This is a genomic window from Streptomyces sp. NBC_00203 (assembly GCF_045206325.1).
Lineage (GTDB): Bacteria > Actinomycetota > Actinomycetes > Streptomycetales > Streptomycetaceae > Streptomyces > Streptomyces lutosisoli.
On record NZ_CP108126.1, the window covers coordinates 9480945 to 9497574 of the forward strand.

Annotated in this window: 18 protein-coding genes and 1 tRNA gene; 9 read left to right on the forward strand and 10 right to left on the reverse strand. The window is 71.1% G+C overall.

The window, feature by feature from the left end; translation table 11 throughout:
* The first annotated feature begins 29 nt into the window (after window positions 1-29).
* From OG975_RS41980 to OG975_RS42000, 5 genes are all read left to right on the forward strand, one after another.
* The gene (locus OG975_RS41980; RefSeq protein WP_406334866.1) at window positions 30-935 is read left to right on the forward strand and encodes a LysR family transcriptional regulator; all 906 of its coding nucleotides are present in this window, start codon (window positions 30-32) and stop codon (window positions 933-935) included.
* 51 nt (window positions 936-986) lie between these two features.
* Entirely contained in the window at window positions 987-1559 is a 573-nt protein-coding gene (locus tag OG975_RS41985) for a helix-turn-helix domain-containing protein (protein ID WP_406334867.1), read from the forward strand.
* Complete coding sequence (locus OG975_RS41990; protein ID WP_406334868.1) at window positions 1556-2134, forward strand: GNAT family N-acetyltransferase; 579 nt, start codon at window positions 1556-1558, stop codon at window positions 2132-2134. The genes OG975_RS41985 and OG975_RS41990 overlap by 4 nt, the downstream gene beginning before the upstream one ends.
* A 155-nt stretch (window positions 2135-2289) precedes the next feature.
* On the forward strand, window positions 2290-2649 hold the full coding sequence (locus tag OG975_RS41995) for an MmcQ/YjbR family DNA-binding protein (protein WP_406334869.1): 360 nt from the start codon (window positions 2290-2292) through the stop codon (window positions 2647-2649).
* A 310-nt stretch (window positions 2650-2959) separates the two neighbouring features.
* Complete coding sequence (locus tag OG975_RS42000; RefSeq protein WP_406336703.1) at window positions 2960-4258, forward strand: MFS transporter; 1299 nt, start codon at window positions 2960-2962, stop codon at window positions 4256-4258.
* Window positions 4259-4281: 23 nt separating this feature from the next.
* On the opposite strand, the gene OG975_RS42005 is transcribed toward OG975_RS42000, so the two are convergent.
* Window positions 4282-5193: a transketolase family protein gene (locus OG975_RS42005; RefSeq protein WP_406334870.1), complete on the reverse strand. Its 912-nt coding sequence runs from the start codon at window positions 5191-5193 to the stop codon at window positions 4282-4284.
* 47 nt (window positions 5194-5240) lie between these two features.
* Window positions 5241-5942, reverse strand: coding sequence for a transketolase (locus tag OG975_RS42010; protein ID WP_406334871.1), 702 nt, complete (start codon window positions 5940-5942; stop codon window positions 5241-5243).
* Window positions 5943-6107: 165 nt separating this feature from the next.
* Here OG975_RS42010 and OG975_RS42015 point away from each other — a divergent pair.
* Window positions 6108-6181: transfer RNA gene (locus tag OG975_RS42015), tRNA-Pro, on the forward strand.
* 75 nt (window positions 6182-6256) lie between these two features.
* Here the strand turns inward: OG975_RS42015 and OG975_RS42020 are convergent.
* The 3 genes from OG975_RS42020 to OG975_RS42030 form a co-directional block, all read right to left on the reverse strand.
* Entirely contained in the window at window positions 6257-6607 is a 351-nt protein-coding gene (locus tag OG975_RS42020) for a hypothetical protein (RefSeq protein ID WP_406334872.1), read from the reverse strand.
* 54 nt (window positions 6608-6661) lie between these two features.
* Complete coding sequence (locus OG975_RS42025; RefSeq protein ID WP_406334873.1) at window positions 6662-7726, reverse strand: LacI family DNA-binding transcriptional regulator; 1065 nt, start codon at window positions 7724-7726, stop codon at window positions 6662-6664.
* Between the two features lie 98 nt (window positions 7727-7824).
* The gene (locus OG975_RS42030) at window positions 7825-8376 is read right to left on the reverse strand and encodes a YceI family protein (RefSeq protein ID WP_406334874.1); all 552 of its coding nucleotides are present in this window, start codon (window positions 8374-8376) and stop codon (window positions 7825-7827) included.
* Window positions 8377-8566: 190 nt separating this feature from the next.
* On the opposite strand from OG975_RS42030, the gene OG975_RS42035 reads away from it, so the two are divergent.
* Window positions 8567-9100, forward strand: a complete 534-nt coding sequence (locus OG975_RS42035) for a MarR family winged helix-turn-helix transcriptional regulator (protein ID WP_406334875.1) — start codon at window positions 8567-8569, stop codon at window positions 9098-9100.
* A 240-nt stretch (window positions 9101-9340) separates the two neighbouring features.
* Here the strand turns inward: OG975_RS42035 and OG975_RS42040 are convergent, their stop codons facing one another.
* Complete coding sequence (locus OG975_RS42040; RefSeq protein ID WP_406334876.1) at window positions 9341-10153, reverse strand: SAM-dependent methyltransferase; 813 nt, start codon at window positions 10151-10153, stop codon at window positions 9341-9343.
* A 360-nt stretch (window positions 10154-10513) separates the two neighbouring features.
* On the opposite strand from OG975_RS42040, the gene OG975_RS42045 reads away from it, so the two are divergent.
* Entirely contained in the window at window positions 10514-11287 is a 774-nt protein-coding gene (locus OG975_RS42045) for a sulfite exporter TauE/SafE family protein (protein ID WP_406334877.1), read from the forward strand.
* A 3-nt stretch (window positions 11288-11290) separates the two neighbouring features.
* Here the strand turns inward: OG975_RS42045 and OG975_RS42050 are convergent, their stop codons facing one another.
* The gene (locus OG975_RS42050; RefSeq protein ID WP_406334879.1) at window positions 11291-12109 is read right to left on the reverse strand and encodes an HAD-IIA family hydrolase; all 819 of its coding nucleotides are present in this window, start codon (window positions 12107-12109) and stop codon (window positions 11291-11293) included.
* 147 nt (window positions 12110-12256) lie between these two features.
* Here OG975_RS42050 and OG975_RS42055 point away from each other — a divergent pair, with 147 nt between their 5' ends.
* Window positions 12257-13003 (forward strand): cobalt-precorrin-6A reductase, encoded by a 747-nt coding sequence (locus tag OG975_RS42055; RefSeq protein WP_406334881.1) that lies wholly within the window; start codon window positions 12257-12259, stop codon window positions 13001-13003.
* On the opposite strand, the gene OG975_RS42060 is transcribed toward OG975_RS42055, so the two are convergent.
* The 3 genes from OG975_RS42060 to cobF all read right to left on the reverse strand — a co-directional run bounded on the left by OG975_RS42060 (window position 12990) and on the right by cobF (window position 16570).
* The gene (locus OG975_RS42060) at window positions 12990-13505 is read right to left on the reverse strand and encodes a hypothetical protein (protein WP_406334882.1); all 516 of its coding nucleotides are present in this window, start codon (window positions 13503-13505) and stop codon (window positions 12990-12992) included. The two genes, OG975_RS42055 and OG975_RS42060, sit on opposite strands and share 14 nt — an antisense overlap.
* A 135-nt stretch (window positions 13506-13640) precedes the next feature.
* The gene (locus OG975_RS42065; RefSeq protein ID WP_406336704.1) at window positions 13641-15737 is read right to left on the reverse strand and encodes an MDR family MFS transporter; all 2097 of its coding nucleotides are present in this window, start codon (window positions 15735-15737) and stop codon (window positions 13641-13643) included.
* Window positions 15738-15799: 62 nt separating this feature from the next.
* Window positions 15800-16570, reverse strand: coding sequence for a precorrin-6A synthase (deacetylating) (gene cobF / locus OG975_RS42070; RefSeq protein ID WP_406334883.1), 771 nt, complete (start codon window positions 16568-16570; stop codon window positions 15800-15802).
* Window positions 16571-16630 lie beyond the last annotated feature (60 nt).

The following is a 16630-nucleotide window of genomic DNA, read 5'->3' on the forward strand; positions in this document are numbered from 1 at the left end:
GGCGCGCGTGACCTGAGAGAATCGGTCACATGATCGAAGCGCGGCGGCTCCACATCCTCCGTGCGGTGGCCGACCACCGCACGGTGACGGCGGCTGCCGCCGCGCTCTATCTCACGCCCTCGGCCGTCTCCCAGCAGCTGGCCGCGCTGGAACAGGAGACGGGGCACCGGCTCGTCGAGCGCGGCGCCAAGGGCGTACGGCTGACGCCCGCCGGCGAGATCCTGCTCAGCCACACCAACGCCGTCCTCGCCCAACTGGAGCGCGCCGAAGCCGAGCTGGCCGCGTACAGCTCGGGCTCCGCGGGCACGGTCACCGTCGCCTCCTTCGCGACCGGCATCGGCCTGGTCGTCGCCCCCGCGCTGGCCCGCCTCGCCACCACGGCGCCCGGCATCCACATCCGCGTCCAGGACGCCGAGGGCGACGCCAGCCTGCCGATGGTGCTCGACCGGCAGGTCGACATCGCGGTCGCCGTCGAATACCGGGGCGGCCCGGACGCGGACGACCCGCGCCTCACGCACGTGCCCCTGTACGCCGAGCCCTTCGACGCGGTCGTCCCGGTCACCCATCGCCTGGCCGGTGCCGACGAGGTCCCGCTCGCAGAGTTGGCCAAGGATCCGTGGATCGGCCCGTACCCGGGCAACCCGTGCCACGACGTGGTCGTCCTGGCCTGCGAGAACGCCGGATTCCAGCCGCGCCTCGAACACTCCTCGGACGACTTCCGCGCCGTCGTCGCCCTCGCCTCGGCCGACGCGGGCGTGGCCCTGGTGCCCCGCTCGGCGTTGCGCGGCATGGATCTCACGGGAGTTCTCGTACGCCCGGTCGACGGCGTCGCGCCCACCCGCCGCGTCTTCGCCGCCGTACGCCGCGGAGCGGAGGGGCATCCGCTGATCCGGCCGGTGCTGGAGGCGCTGGCGGAGGCCGCGACCGTGCAGTGACGGGCGTGCGGCCTCTGTCGTGTGTTTCATATCTGGGATAACATCCCGAATATGGGAGACGATGTTGAGGATGCCGTCGATGTCCGGCTCGGGGCTCGGTTGGCCGAGCTGCGGGCCGAACGCAGCTGGTCCCTGGGGGAGCTGGCGGAGCGCAGCGGGGTCAGCCGCTCGACCCTGTCCCGTGCCGAGCGCGCGGAGATCAGCCCCACGGCCTCGCTCCTGAACCGCCTGTGCGGGGTGTACGGGCGGACCATGTCGCAGCTGCTCAGCGAGATCGAGGCGGAACCCGCGCTGTTGGTGAGGGCGGCCGACCAAGCGATCTGGGAGGACAAGGCCTCCGGTTTCGTACGGCGATCGGTGTCGCCGCCGCACGCCGGGCTGCGCGGCGAACTCGTCGAGGGACGGCTCGCGGCCGGCGCCGACATCGCGTACGACCGCCCTCCCGTGCCCGGCCTGGAACAGCACATCTGGGTCCTCGACGGAACGCTGGACGTGACGGCTCAGGATGTCGACCACCGCCTCGCCGCCGGCGACTGCCTCCGGCTGCGGGTGTGGGGCCCGACGCGTTTTTGCTGCCCCGGACCCGAGGACGTGCGGTACGTCCTGGCGGTGGTGCTGCCGTGACCACCGTCTCCCGGCTCAGTGCGGCCGAACTCATCGCGTCCGCCGAGGAGTTGGCCGACGTCTTGACGGATACCGTGGCCGGCGGGGCCTCGGTCGGTTTCCTCGCGCCGCTCGACCGCGCGGCGGCCGTCGCCTGGTGGGAGGGGCGCGCGGCCGCGGTGTCGGCCGGCCATCTCGCCGTGTGGGTGGCTCGCGACGAGGACCGGCTGCTCGGCACCGTCAGCCTCGCCTTCCCGGACAAGCCCAACAGCCGCCACCGTGCCGAACTCGTGAAGCTGATGGTGCACCGGGACGGCCGCGGACAAGGCCTCGGCCGTACGCTCCTGACGACCGCCGAGACCGAGGCGGCCGCCGCGAGAGTGACCCTCCTGCATCTGGACACCGAGACCGACAGCCCCGCCGAGTCCCTCTATCACTCGGCGGGCTGGACCCGGCTCGGGGCGATACCCGACTACGCGGCTTCGCCGTCGGGCGAGTTGCGCCCGACGACGATCTTCTACAAGCGCGTGGGGGCGGGAGAGGGGGCGGGCGCGGGAGGCGACGCCGGGGCGGAAGCGGCGGCCGTCGGCAGGTGACGACCGGCGGCCGCGGGAGCCAAGGGGCGGCTGGGCAACGCGGCACCCGTGCCAAGGAGGCCCGGCTGGGCATCGCGGCACCCGAGCCGTCATCCCGGGTCCGGCGCGAGCTCCGAGCAGCCGCGATGTCAGTGCCATTGGCTACGGTGCGTCTCATGCCGGATGCCGAAGACGTACGCCGTATTGCCCTCTCCCTGCCGGACACGACGGAGAAGATCGCCTGGAGCATGCCCACGTTCCGGGTGGCGGGAAAGATGTTCGCCACGCTGCCCGAGGAGGAGACTTCCATCGCCGTGCGCTGCCCGAAGGAGGAGCGCGACGAACTCGTCCTGGCCGAGCCGGGGAAGTTCTGGATCGCCGACCATGAGGCGGTTTTCGCCTGGGTCCGGGTCCGGCTCGCCTCCCTGGAGGACGACGACGAACTCCGCGACATCCTCGCCGACTCCTGGCGCCAGGCGGCCCCGCCCCGACTGCTCGACTCCTACCCGGAGTTGGGTCTCCCGTCCGCCGACTGAAATTCTCCCGGCGTTGTCAGTGCCCCGTGGCATGATCCGGCAGCAGGAGTGGAGAGCGGGACGCTCCACTCCGCGGGGAGTGGTGGGGCATCGGCAGGACAGGGCACGACAGGGGAGGGGTGCGAGCGGGATGGCCGGCACGTCATCGGGCGAGAAGCCGTCATGTGCTTCCGAGACACGGAGCGGAGCCTCGGAGAACCGGCGCGGAGCCTCTGAGGGGCGACGCGTTGCTTCCGGAGCACCGCACGAAGACCTCGCGGCGCGGCCCGGAACCACCGAGACGCCGCACGAACGTCCCGGCCGCCCTGACATCGTTGCCGAGGACGGGCCCCGTCGGCCCGTCTGGTCACGGGACTTCGCCTTGTTCTTCGTCGCGCGGGCCCTCGCCCGGCTCGGCGACACCATGCTGCCGGTGGCGCTCGCCGCGGGACTGCTGCAGTACGGGTACGGGGTGGGCGCGGTCGGCCTCGCCATGGCCGCGTCGGCCGCCTCCTTCGCGGGCCTGGTGATCTTCGGCGGGGTCATCGCCGACCGGTTCAGCACACGCAAGCTGATGATCGGTGCCGACCTGGTGCGGCTGGCCACCCAGTCCCTCGCCGCCGTGCTGTTCTTCGCCGACCATGTGGTCCTCTGGCAGATCTGCGCGATCGGCGCCGTCAACGGAGTGGCGGGCGCGGTCTTCCAGCCCGGCGTCGCGAGCACGGTGCCGCGCCTCGCCACCGACGTACAGGGGGCCAACGGAGCCATAAGGATCGCCGAGTCCGCCGCCCAGCTCGCGGGCCCCGCCCTCGCGGGTCTGCTGGTCGCGTTCGCCTCGGCCGGCGGAGTCTTCGCGGCCCACGCGGCCACGTACGCGCTGAGCGCCCTGTGCCTGCTGCTGCTCCGGCTGCCCCCGATCGCGCCGGGAAGCCAGGCTCACGGCGGCAGCTTCAAGGCCGATCTCGCCGAGGGCTGGCGGGAGTTCAGATCCCGGACCTGGCTGTGGGGCGTCATCGTCATCTGGTGCGTCTACATGATCTCCATCTGGGGCCCGACCGTCCCGCTGGTGGCGACGGAGGTGGTCCAGCAGCATGGCCCGCGCGCCTACGGCCTGGTCAACTCGGCCCTCGGCGCGGGCACCGTCATCGGCGGACTGATCGCGCTGCGGCTGCGCCCCCGCCGTATGCTGCGGGCCGGCTCGTTCGCCCTCTTCGCCTTCGCCTGCTTCCCCGCGTCCGTCGGGGCGGGGCTCGGGGTGGCGGCCATGTCGGCCGGAGCGGTGATAGCGGGGGCGGGGATGTCGCTCTGGGGCGTGATGTGGGCGACCAGCGTGCAGACGCAGGTCGCGCCGGACGTCCTCAACCGCATCCACGCGTACGACGTCGCCGGCTCCCTCGCGATGATGCCCGTCGGCCAGGCCCTGGCGGGACCGGCCGCCACGGTCCTCGGCGCCGACCATGTTCTCCTCATCGCCGGTGCCATGACCCTCGTCGTCTCGACGGCCCTGCTCTCGGTGCCCGCGATACGCAACCTGGTGCGCGTCGATACCCCCATACCCCCGTCGCGTACGACCGCGGTGATGCCTGAAGCGGTTCACACGGCCCGGCGGGAGAACCGCCGCGCCGTGTGAGGGACCGGGCCCGGGCGCGGGGATCAGACGCCGACCCGTGCCCCCAGGAAGCCGTCGATCCGCTCCCGCATGGACCTCGCGTCGAGGCCGTGCGCGGCGACGTGTTCCTCGATGGTGCCGTAGCGGCGCAGCTCACGACGGCCCACGCCGAGACCGAGGACGCGGTGGGGTACGTCGGCGAGCGCGTCGTTCGCGGCCGTCGTGGACGTACCGGCCAGGTACGGCTCCACAAGGACGACATCGGTGCCCGCAGTCTCCGTCGCGCGGCGTAGCGCGGCCGTGTCGAACGGGCGCACGGTGGTGGCGTACAACACGGTGACGTCGAGCCCCTCCGTGGCGGCCAGTACGGCGTCGAGCATCGGCCCGACGGCGACCACGACACCGGCGCGGCCTTCGCGGACGGTGAGGAAGCGTGTCCCGTCGACCGCGTGCCCCTGCGTGTTGGACTGCACGGACAGCCGCACGTACACCTTGTCGTCCCCGGCGGCGACGGCGTGGCGCAGCAGTGTCTCGGCCTCGTCGGGGTGGCCGGGGACATGCACGGTCCAGCCGTCCAGCGTGTCGAGCAGGGCCACATCACCGGGCGCCATGTGCGTGAAGCCGCCGGCGGGCCAGTCGAAGGAGGCGGCGGCGCTCACCAGCACCGCGCCCACGTCCTGGTGTCCGAGGTCGAGCTTGACCTGCTCGAAGGGCCGCTCGACGAGGAAGCTGGCGAAGGTGTGCACCACGGGGCGCAGCCCGGTCAGGGCCAGTCCCGCGCCCGCCCCGATCAGGAGCTGTTCGCGAATCCCGACGTTGATCACCCGATCCGGATGCCTGCGCCGTGCCTCCGTGAATCCGTCCTTGCCGATCTCGGCGAGGACGACCGCGACGCGCGGGTCCTCGTCGAGCAGCCGTGAGACGACAGGGGCGAATCGGTCACGCATGGTGTCCATGAGATGTCGTGTCCTTCCAGGAGGCGTACGAGAGGGGCGGGCGCGGGTCAGGCGGATTTCGGCTCGACCTGGGCGACGACCACCCGCGGGCGGCCCGGATGAGGTGCGGTGAAGGCGTCGTACAGCGCCTCGTGGTCGCGGCCGTCGACCGTCGCGGCGGACCAGCCGGCCGCCTCGAACCGGGCGGCGATCCCGCCGGGCCGGGCATGGCTGGCGGAGGAGTTGTCGATCACGACGGTGTGCAGCTGTTCGAGACCGGCGGGCCCGGCGTACGCGATCGCCTCGTGATTGCTGCCCTCGTCCAGCTCCGCGTCACCGATCAGCACCCACACGTGCGGCTCGTCGAGCCCCTGCGCCCGCAGCCCGAGCGCCGTGCCCACGGCGATCGGCAGCCCGTGCCCGAGCGACCCACTGCCGATCTCGGCACCCGGCACCAGCACCCGGTCCGGGTGGTGCCCCAGCGGCGAGTCGTACGAGCCGAAGCCCGACAGCCACTCGACGGGCACGAAACCCTTGGCCGCGAGCACCGCGTAGTACGCCATCGGCCCGTGCCCCTTGGACAGCAGGAACCGGTCCCGCCCCGGATCCCCCATCCGCCCGGGCCCGACCCGCAGCACCCGGTCGTACAGCACCCACAGCGCGTCCATGGTGGACGTCGCCGCCGGTCCGTGCTTTTCGTCGCCTGTCATGAGCCCCATCAGCCGGGGCAGGTCCGTGTACGCGTAGCTCTGCTGAGCCGTGATCTTCATACCGACGATCGTGCAACCTCAATCAAACTTGAGGTCAACGTCGAACCGAAGCGTCGAACTGTAGGGCGCGTTCGCCCCGAATAAAGGGGTGCGCGATCACCGGCACGAGTGCGGTATTGTTTCGGTGCACGTTCGGCCAGGGAAAACACCAGGTCAGACGGGCACCGGGACGTGGCGCAGCTTGGTAGCGCACTTGACTGGGGGTCAAGGGGTCGCAGGTTCAAATCCTGTCGTCCCGACGGTGCGAAGGGTCTTCGCAGGCGAGAGCCTGCGGAGGCCCTTTTTGCGCGGGTCGTGACCGCTCGCCGTCGTGGTCAGTGGGTGCCGGTCACTTTGAAGTCCTCGGGTACGAGGGCGACCGTGAGGACGGCGGCGACCGCCACGAGGGCGGCGGAGACGTACGCGGTCGTGGTGAGCGCACTGTCGAAGGCGTCACTCGCCGCCCTCAGTACGGCCGCGCCCTGAGCGCCGCCGATGTCCTGGGCGACATCACGGGCGCCACCCGCGGACTCCCTGGCGGTGCGGAGCTGTTCGCCCTCCAGGGGAAGGGGGCCGAGCCTGGCCCCGGCAGGCCGGCTGTCGGCGGCGGACGCGTCCTGGACGGCGACAGGGAGAGTGACCGCCACCATCGCCGCCGCCAGTGACAGCCGCCAGGTGTCTCTCATTCGCCAGAAGTTCCTCGGTTCCATGGTCCTAAGCGCCAGCCCCGGCGCGCCTTGTCAACGGCCGTGGCGCCGCGTCGAGTCCCGTACGACGATGTGGGTACCGAGCACGTGGTGCTGGCTCTCCGGGAACTCCTCGCGGTGCAGCGCCAACCGGACGGCCGCACGGCCCAGCTCCTCGGCCGGTACGTGGACGGTGGTCAGCGTCGGGTACACGTCGATGGCGGTCGGGATGTCGTCGTAGCCGGCCAGCGCGACGTCCTCGGGAACGCGCACTCCGGCCTCCCTCAGTGCCTGCAGGGCTCCCGCCGCGACCATGTCGGTGCCCGCGAAGACCGCGCTGAACTCGGCACCGGATATGAGGAGTTCACGCATTCCCTGGTAGCCGGAGCCGCGGCTGAAGGTGCCGTCGATGATCAGCTTGGGGTCGGGTTCGACGTCGAGCATCTCGTGCGCCCGGATGAAGCCGCTGATGCGCTGGCTGCTGGTGGACAGGCCCGGCACCCGGCCGAGATAGGCGACCCTGCGGTGGCCCGCGCTCAGCAGGTGGGTCGTCATGGCGAAGGCGCCGCCCTCGTTGTCGTAGTCCACGACGGTCGCGGGCACTCCCGGGCCGAGCGGCGGCCGGCCGACGAGGACGAGCCGCGAGCCCGCCCGGTCGAGGGCGTGCGCGAAGTGGGTCATGCGGTCCTGGTAGGCCTGGTCGTCCCAGGCGCCACCGACCACGATGACGGCGTCGGCGCGCTGTTCACGCATCGTCTCGACCACCGCGAGAACGCGCTGCGGGTCGTTGTGCGTGGTGCACAGCATGCACAGCCGGCCCTCGGCGGACGCCTGCTCCTCCACACCGCGAGCGATATGGGCGTAGAAGGATCCGGTGACGTCGTCGACGACGAACGCCACCGTCTTGTTGGTGGAACCGCCCAGCGCCCGGGCGTGTGCGTTGACCACATAGTCGAGCTCGCGTATGGCTTTGAGGACCTTGGCGCGGGTGGCCTTGGCCACGGGGTAGGTGCCGCCGAGCACACGGGAGACGGTGGACGCCGACACGCCCGCCCGGGCCGCGACGTCCCTGACCGTCGAGGTATCGCCCTGGGGCGAGGTCGCCGCCTTCTTGCCCACCGCTCGCTTCCCTCCGCCCCGCGCACCCGCGTAGACGCTCACCCTAGTGGAGCAGTTCCGCGTGGCAGCGGGGGAGGACGGCCGGGACGGACGTGGTGTCAGGACGCCTGGCGGGTGAAGCGCGCGGTGATCGTGACGAACGTCAGCGGCTTCAGCATGTTGGCCTGGTTCCAGGTCATGCCGAACTGCGCGCGCTCCACGGGGATCTCGGCGGTGAGGGTGACCGCGTCGGCCGATATCTCGGACGCCTCGGCGGTGAAGGACAGCTCACGGCTCACGCCTGTCACGGTCAGTTCGCCGGTGACCTGGGCGCTGCCGTCGCCGGTCGCGGTGACCTCGTTGGCGGTGAAGACGAGCGAGGGGTGCTTGTCGACGTCGAAGAAGTCCGCGGAGCGCAGGTGCTTGTCGCGCTTGGCGTTCTTGGTGTCCAGGGAAGAGGCGTCGATCGTCACGCTGCCGTGCGCGCCGCCCCCGGCGAGCACCTCGCCGTCGCCGCTGACCTCGGTGAAGACGCCCTTGACGTTGACCAGGCCCCAGAACGTCTTGTGCTGGACACGGACCGTCGTGCCCGCCGGGTCGAGGGTCCAACGACCGGCGGCGACCTCCGCGAGCGAACCGGACTGGGGGGAGTGCGAAGTGGTGTGGGACATGGTCGTTCGTGCCTTTCGGGGGACGAGTGCGGCGGGGTTGATTGAAGGATCAATACATCGCCAGCTATTACCTAGTCAGCTATTAGGTAGTTAGCGAGATAATAGCTGTGCGAGGTATCCTCGGCAAGCGGGTCGGACCCCGGAATCACGAGCGGGGCAGGCCTTGGGATCGGACGACGGGAGTCAGCGCATGGGGGAGTCCCCGCAGTCAGTCGAGCGGGTCGAGTGCCCCGGCGTCGCGGACGAGGCGTGCCCGAGCGCCGAGCTGACCGAGCTGCTGCAGCGCTGGAACGCGTTGGCGTCGGGATTCCGTGAGCTCACCGACGAGCTGCTCGCCGAGGCGCAGCGCGAGGTCGGTCTGCCGCCCTCGTCGCTCGAAGTGCTCTGCTACCTGGTCACCGCGCCCGATCAGGCCGCACCCATGCGGCTGCTCTCCCAGACGCTCGGCTTCTCCACCGCCGGGACGACCGGAGTCGTCGACCGGCTGGCCGACGCCGGATTCGTCGAGCGCCGCCCGTCCAGCTCCGACCGCAGGGTGACGTACGCCGCGCTGACACCGCTCGGCCGGGAGACCGCCACGACCGCGGCCAAGGTGTTCGCCGAGGCGGTCCGCCGACGTGTCGTGGAGCCCCTGGGCGAGGAGGGCTTCATGTCGTTCACCCGCGCCTTTGTCACGCTCGGGATCGTGGACGAGTCGTGCGCCGGGGCGGAGGAGTCCTCCTGACACTGCTGTCCGACTCGGGTGTACCACTGCTGTCCGCTCACGCAGCCCGTCAGCCGTACGGTCTTCACCGTCAGCCGTACCGTCTTCACCGTGAGCCGGCCGGGCGCGGCCCGCGGGCGGCGGTGGAGCGTGAGATCACCGCCGATGCCGAGGTGCTCGACATGGCGGGCTGCTCGACACGACGGGCCGCATCGTCGCCCCGGGATTCGCCCCCGTGCCGCCTCGGGGCCGAGGGTCCTGCTAGGCCTTGAAACCGACTCCGCCGTACAAGGAGACGGGCGCGTCGCCGATCGGGGTCTCGCCCTCCCCGAGTTCCGGATGCCAGTCCTTCACGGATACGATTCCCGGCTCGACCAGGTCAAGTCCCTTGAAGAAGCCGCTCACTTCGGTGCGCGAGCGGCCCACGAGGGTCACGCCTCCCTTCGCGTACGTCTCGATGCCCCGCCGCACGTTCTCGGGCTCGAAGTCGGCGGTCATCGCGGACAGGACCAGACAACTGCCCGGCGCCAGCGCCTCGACGAGGGTCTCCACCAGCTCGTACGCGCCGCTCTCGTCGGCGATGAAGTGCATCAGGGCGATGAGCGACAGGGCTATGGGGCGGTCGAAGTCGAGTACGCGCCCCGCCTCGTCGAGGATCTTCCGCGGCTCGCGCGCGTCGGCCTGGACGTACTCCGTCACGCCCTCCGGGGTTCCGCGCAACAGGGCCTCGGCGTGCGCGAGGACGATCGGGTCGTTGTCGACGTACACGACCCGTGCGTCCGGAGCGGTGAACTGGGCGATCTGGTGCAGGTTGGGTTCCGTGGGGATGCCGGTGCCGACGTCGAGGAACTGGCGGATGCCCGCCGCGCGGACCAGGTGGCGGGTGGCCCGCTGCATGAACCAGCGGTTGCTGTGCGCGGCACGCTTGGCGCCCGGATCGAGCGACATGATGTGCTGCCCGAGCTGCTCGTCGACCGGGTAGTTGTCCTTGCCGCCCAGGTACCAGTCGTACACCCGAGCCGGATGCGGCTTGCTGGTGTCGATCTGGTGGGCGGCGGGCTCGGTCCCCGTCATGCGTCAACTCCTCTGCTCGGCTGTCCAGTTCGCCCCGCCGACCCGCGTTCGACAAGGCGTGCGAGCAGTCTGCCACCCTCGGGCGACTCGCGACCGCCCGGCTGACCGCAAGGGCATGCGGAACCAGAGCCGCAGCAAGGAACGGAGCCTCCCTCCTTGGCAGCCAACCCTTTCCCTCGCCGCCTCGCCGCCTCGCCGCCGAGGTCGCCCGCCGCTGACTGGTCCAAGGAGCACCTGGGCCGCCACACGTACCCGCGCCGAGGACGGTCCGTCGGCGGGACGGCCGCGACGTGCTGCGGAGGTCACCTGGCGAGACGCTGCTTACACGGCGAGATGCGTGGGCATAGCATCGGTCCCCGCATGAACACGATGACGCTCTGGCACATATCCATCTGGGAGTTCGCCGCACTCGCCGCCGCGGCCCTGCTCGTCGGTTTCTCGAAGACCGCCGTGAGCGGGGCCAACACGGTCAGCCTGGCGATCTTCGCCGCCGTGCTGCCCGCCCGCGCCTCGACCGGTGTGCTCCTGCCCATCCTGATCGTCGGGGACGTGCTCGCCGTACTCACCTACCGGCGGCACGCTCACTGGCCGACGCTCTGGCGGCTGTTCCCGGCGGTCGCCGCGGGTGTCGTCCTCGGCACGCTGTTCCTGGTGTGGGCCGACGACGGGGTCGTGCGGACCTCGATCGGCGCGATCCTGCTGCTGATGGCGGCGGTCACCGTGTGGCGTCGCCGGGCTGCCGTCCAGGACGACGAACCCGACTCGGTGGCGACCCGCACCGGCCGGATCAAGGCGCGTTCGTACGGGGTGCTCGGCGGCTTCACGACGATGGTCGCCAACGCGGGCGGCCCGGTGATGTCGATGTATCTCCTCTCGGCGGGCTTCCGCAAGCTGGGCTTCCTCGGCACCTCCGCCTTCTTCTTCCTGATCGTCAACGTCTCCAAGGTGCCCTTCAGCGTGGGCCTCGGGCTGATCGACGGCCACTCGCTGCTGCTGGACGCGGCGTTGGCGGCGTTTGTCGTGCCGGGGGCGTTCATCGGCAAATGGGCTGTGAACCGGATCAACCAGCTGCTGTTCGAACGGCTGGTGATCGCGGCGACCGTGGTGGGCGGAGTGCAGCTGCTGCTGCGCTGACCGCTACCGGCCGGCGGCGGCGTCCAGCAGAGCGGGGAGATCCGCGAAGGAGTCCAGCACGTGGTCGGGCTCGCCGCTCGCCGCGCGATGGCTCTCCGGCAGGTATTTGCCGGTCTTGACCAAGACACCCGTGATGCCGGTGCGCTGCGCCGCGAGTACGTCCGACTCGATGTCGTCGCCGACCATCAGCGCCTCCCCGGGACCGACCCCGAGACGTGCCAGCGCCGTCTCGAAGAACGCGGGCGCCGGTTTGCCGGTGATCTCCGCCTCGGTGCGGGCCGCCCGCTCCAGACCGAGCAGGAACGCACCACTGTCGAGCTGTAGCCCGCGGTCCGTCCGCCAGTACAGATTGCGATGCATGGCGACCAGCCGGGCGCCCCGCTGGAGGTGCCCGAAGGCCCGGTTGAGCGCGGCATAGCCGAACTCGGGGCCCGCGCCGCCCACGACGACCACATCCGGCACGGTGTCGGTGTCGGAGTCGGCGCCCGTGTCTGTGTCGTCGAGCAGCGTGACGCCCGCCAGGTCCTCGGCGATGTCACCGCTGTTCAGCAGGGTGCACCGGGCGCCCGGATGGCGCTCGGCGAGATACGCGGCGGTGACGGCGGGTGCGGTGAGGATGTCCTCGGCGTCCACGGGGAAGCCGGCTCCGGACAGCGTCGTGGCGATCGACGCGCGCGTACGGGACGTCGTGTTGGTGACCAGGGCGACACCGAGTCCGGACGCCCGGATCCGCCGCAGCGCCTCGACCGCACCGGGCAGCGGCTCCCACGAGACCGTGAGCACACCGTCGATGTCGATCAGGACCGCGCGTACCGACTCCATGTCCGGACGATACCGATCAGCGACCGCGACGCACGTGCACGCAGGCGCCCTGCGCCGCCGACTCACTCCGCCGGACCCACCGGACGCCCGCACCTATTGGTCCACCCGAACCTCTGTCCCCCACCCCGCCCCCGTACGCTCGATCCCATGTCCTCCCACGTCCTGGTCCTCGGCGGCACCACCGAGGCGCGCGAACTCGCCGCCGAGCTGGCGGCCCGTCCCGGGGTGCGGGTGACGACCTCCCTCGCGGGACGGGTGTCCCGGCCCGGGGCGCTCGAAGGGGACGTACGGATCGGGGGATTCGGCGGGGCGGAAGGGCTGGCCCAGTGGCTGCGGGAGCACGGCGTGGCCGCCGTGGTGGACGCGACGCACCCGTTCGCCTCCGGCATCACGGCGAACGCCGCGCGGGCCGCCGCGGCCACCGGCGTTCCGGCCGTGGTGCTGCGCCGCCCGGGCTGGCGCCCCGGCCCCGGCGACCGGTGGCACTCGGCGGCCTCCCTCACCGAAGCCGCCGCGCTGCTCCCGGCGTTGGGCCGCCGCGTCTTCCTCACCACGGGCCGCCTCGGCCTGGCGGCCTTCGCGCATCTTGCCGGACTCCACTTCCTCGTACGGTCGGTGGAGGCACCCGAGCCGCCGCTGCCTCCCGACACCGAAGTGCTGCTGGCGCGCGGCCCGTTCACGCCGGACGGAGAGAAGGCCTTGCTCCGCGAGCACCGCATCGACGTCCTGGTCACCAAGGACAGCGGAGGCGACGCCACGGCGGCCAAACTCACCGCCGCCCGTGACCTCGGCCTTCCCGTGGTCGTCGTACGCCGCCCACCACTCCCGGAGGGTGTGACGGCGGTACCGGACGTGGCGTCGGCCCTGGCCCGGCTGGACCTCAGCCCGCGCTGACGGACCCCCGGATCCGCTCGACGGCCCGCAGCACCTCGTCCCGGTTCTTCGCACTCTTGATCCACACCGGCAGCCGGGCGACCACCGTCATCTTCCGGCCCGTGTCGTACCAGGGTGCCCGCTCCCGCAGCGAGGCCGCGACGAACTGCCGGAGGAACGTGAGGTGTTCGAGGTTGTAGGCCCACAGCCAGCCGTGCCGGGTCTCGGTCTGGAGCCAGAGGGGGGTGCCGAAGTAGGGGTCCAGGGCGGGCCCGGCGGAACTCCGCCACAGAGCGATGCGTTTGCTGTCCGTCTGCCGTGAGAACCCGCAGCCCCGGCAGACCAGGCGCCGCGGCGCGAAAACCCCGCCGGGTCTGCCCTGTCGCTCCTCGTCCGGCGCCGGCTGTACGCGAGCGATCCGCTCACACCGCGGGCAGCGGACCAGGATCGACTCGATGAAGTCGTACTTGGTGCGCCGCGGATCGCGGAAACGGACGGGAGCGGGGGACTGGGGCCTGGCCATCGCACGAGTATGGCGACCGCGGTCGGCGGGAAGCACGTCGTTTTCCTGCGGTGGCGGTGGCGGTGGCGGTGGCGGTGGCGGTGGCGGTGGCGGTGGCGGTGGCGGTGGCGGTGGCGGTGGCGACGGCTCCGCCCGTCAACTCGTCGTGATGGAGGCCGGCTCCCGGGTCTGGGTCGGCAGGCCGTTGGTCAGGTCCTCGACGAGGAGGCGCTTGGCGATGGTGTCGACGGCGGCGCGGAGGTCGGCGCCGGAGGGGTGCCCGATGTCCTGTTCTACGCACTCGGCCAGCCAGGTCCCCCAGGCCTCGCTGAGGACCCGGGCCTCGCGCTCGCCCGCCTCGGTGTGCGAGAAGAGCGAGCCGTGGCGGGTGAGATAGCCCTCCTCGACCATGCGGTCGAAGACCGGCACGAGGACCTCCGGGGGCAGATGGCGGCGAGTGGCGATCAACCCGAGGTTGGCGTGGCCGACCAGCCGCGTGAGCAGCTCCACCTGCATCACGGCCCAGGCGCCCGCCATGTCGAGACGGGTGTTGGAGCCGGTGACGATACGGCGCGCGGTCTCCATCTCGGTGCCGCCGATGATCTTTCCGACCGAGGCCTCCAGGAGCCGCTGCGAATCGGCGGTGGACGGGGAGGCGAAGCCCTCGCCCATGTCGGTCGAGCCCATCCGCGCGCTGTCGCGCAGCTGTACCTGCTTGAGGAAGAGCGCCACGACGAAGCCGAGGAGCGCGACCGGCACCGTCCACAGGAAGACCGTCTGGAGTGTGTCGGCGTACGCCTCGATGATGGGCTTGGCCGCCGCCGGCGGGAGTTGGTGCAGCCCCTCCGGGCTCTGCGCGGCCTTGGTGATCGTGGCCACGTCCGCCGCGCCCGTCGCCGCGGCCTCCTTGACCCCGTCGGCGAGGTTCGGCTTCAGCGTGTTGGTGTAGATCGTGCCGAAGACGGCCGTGCCGAACGAACTGCCCAGCGTACGGAAGAAGGTGACGCCGGACGTCGCGGTGCCGAGGTCGACGTATTCGACGGTGTTCTGCACGGCGATCGTCAGCACCTGCATGCACAGGCCGATCCCGGTACCGAGCACGAACATGTACAGCGACTCCAGCCACGCACTCGAGTCAGGGCCCATGAGCGAGAGCAGGTACAGGCCGACGGCCATCACCAGCGAGCCGATGATCGGGAAGACGCGGTAGTGCCCGGTCTTGCTGACCACATTGCCGCTGAAGACGGACGCGATGAGCAGACCGATGACCATGGGGAGCGTGCGGACACCGGAGACCGTGGCCGAGTCGCCGTCGACGTACTGCAGATACGTCGGCAGAAACGTCATCGCGCCGAGCATCGCGAAGCCCACGATGAAGCTGAGGATCGAGCAGACCGTGAAGACCGGGTTGCTGAACAGCCGCATCGGCAGCATCGGCTGGGCCGCGCGCGTCTCGACCCAGCAGAACAGCCCGAGCGCGAGCACACCGCCCACGAACAGGCCGATGATGGTCGCCGACCCCCACGCGTACTCGTTGCCACCCCAACTCGTCGCCAGGATCAGTGCGCTGGCGCCGACCGCGACGAGCGCGATGCCCAGATAGTCGATGACGGGGCGGACCGCCGACTTCACCACGGGGATGGTGCGGGCCGCGGCGAAGACCACGAGGATCGCGATGGGCACGTTGATGTAGAACGCCCAGCGCCAGGACAGATGGTCGGTGAAGAGCCCGCCGAGCAGCGGCCCGATGACGGTGGCCACGCCGAAGACGGCACCGATCGCACCCTGGTACTTGCCCCGCTCGCGCAGCGGAATGACATCGGCGATCAGCGCCATGGCGGTCACCATCAGACCGCCCGCGCCGATGCCCTGCATCGCCCGCCAGGCGATCAGCAGCGACATGTTCGTGGCGAGGCCGCACAGGAAGGAACCGGTGATGAAGATGATCGCCGACGCCTGGAAGACCACCTTGCGGCCGAACAGGTCACCGAACTTGCCGACCAGTACCGTCGCCACGGTCTCGGCCAGCAGGTACGACGTCACCACCCACGACATGTGCGCCGCGCCGCCGAGATCCGACACGATCGTCGGCAGGGCGGTGCCCACGATCGTCTGGTCCAGCGCGGCGAGGAGCATGCCCAGCATGATCGTCACGAAGACGATGTTGCGGCGCCGGCGGTCCAGCACGGGCGGCCCGGGCGCCTCCGCAGCGGGCGGCACGGTTTCCTCGATGGTCGTCACATTCGCCACCATCACACCGGCGGGCGCCCGGTGCATGCGGGGTCACCCGCCCTGCCTAACGCCGCCCGGGCGCGCTACCCCCGCGGATGTCTGCGCAGCAGATACGTGTCCATGATCCATCCCTTGCGTTCCCGGGCCTCGGCCCGCAGGCGCTCGATTCGGGGAGCCGCCTCGGCTATGGGGCCGGAGGCGAGGATCTCGTCGGACGTGCCGATGTAGGCGCCCCAGTAGATGTCGATGTCCTCATCGGCGTACTGCCGGAACGTCTGGTGGGCGTCCAGCATGACGACCACGTCGTCGACGCCGTCGGGGAAGCCCTCCGCGAGGCGCCGGCCCGTGGTGATCTGGACGGGGCGGGCGACCCGGTTCAGCCCCGTGCGGTGCCGGGCGACGAGCGCGGAGACGCTGCTGATGCCGGGCACGACGTCGTAGGTGAACGCCACCGCGCCCCGGTCCAGGATCTCCTCCAGGATGCCGAGCGTGCTGTCGTACAGCGCGGGATCGCCCCACACCAGGAACGCGCCGCTCTCGTCCTCGCCCAGCTCCTCGGCGATCAGCTGCTCGTAGATGTCCGCGCGGGCGCTGCGCCAGTCCCCGACGGCCGGGGAGTACGCCGCGCCCCCCGCGGAACGGTCGCGGTCCGGGTCGCGGGCCTCGACCAGGCGGTACGCCCCCTCCGCTATGTGCGCGTCGAGGATGTCACGGCGAAGCTGGACGAGGTCGGACTTCACCTCGCCCTTGTCGAGGATGAAGAACACGTCCGTGCCCTTGAGCGCTTTGACCGCCTGCAGCGTGAGCTGATCGGGGTCGCCCGCCCCGATGCCGATGACATGAATCTTTCGCACACCGAGAGTCTGCCGCACGCCACTGACAGTGGACGCACCGCACCCGGGATCGGACCGGCG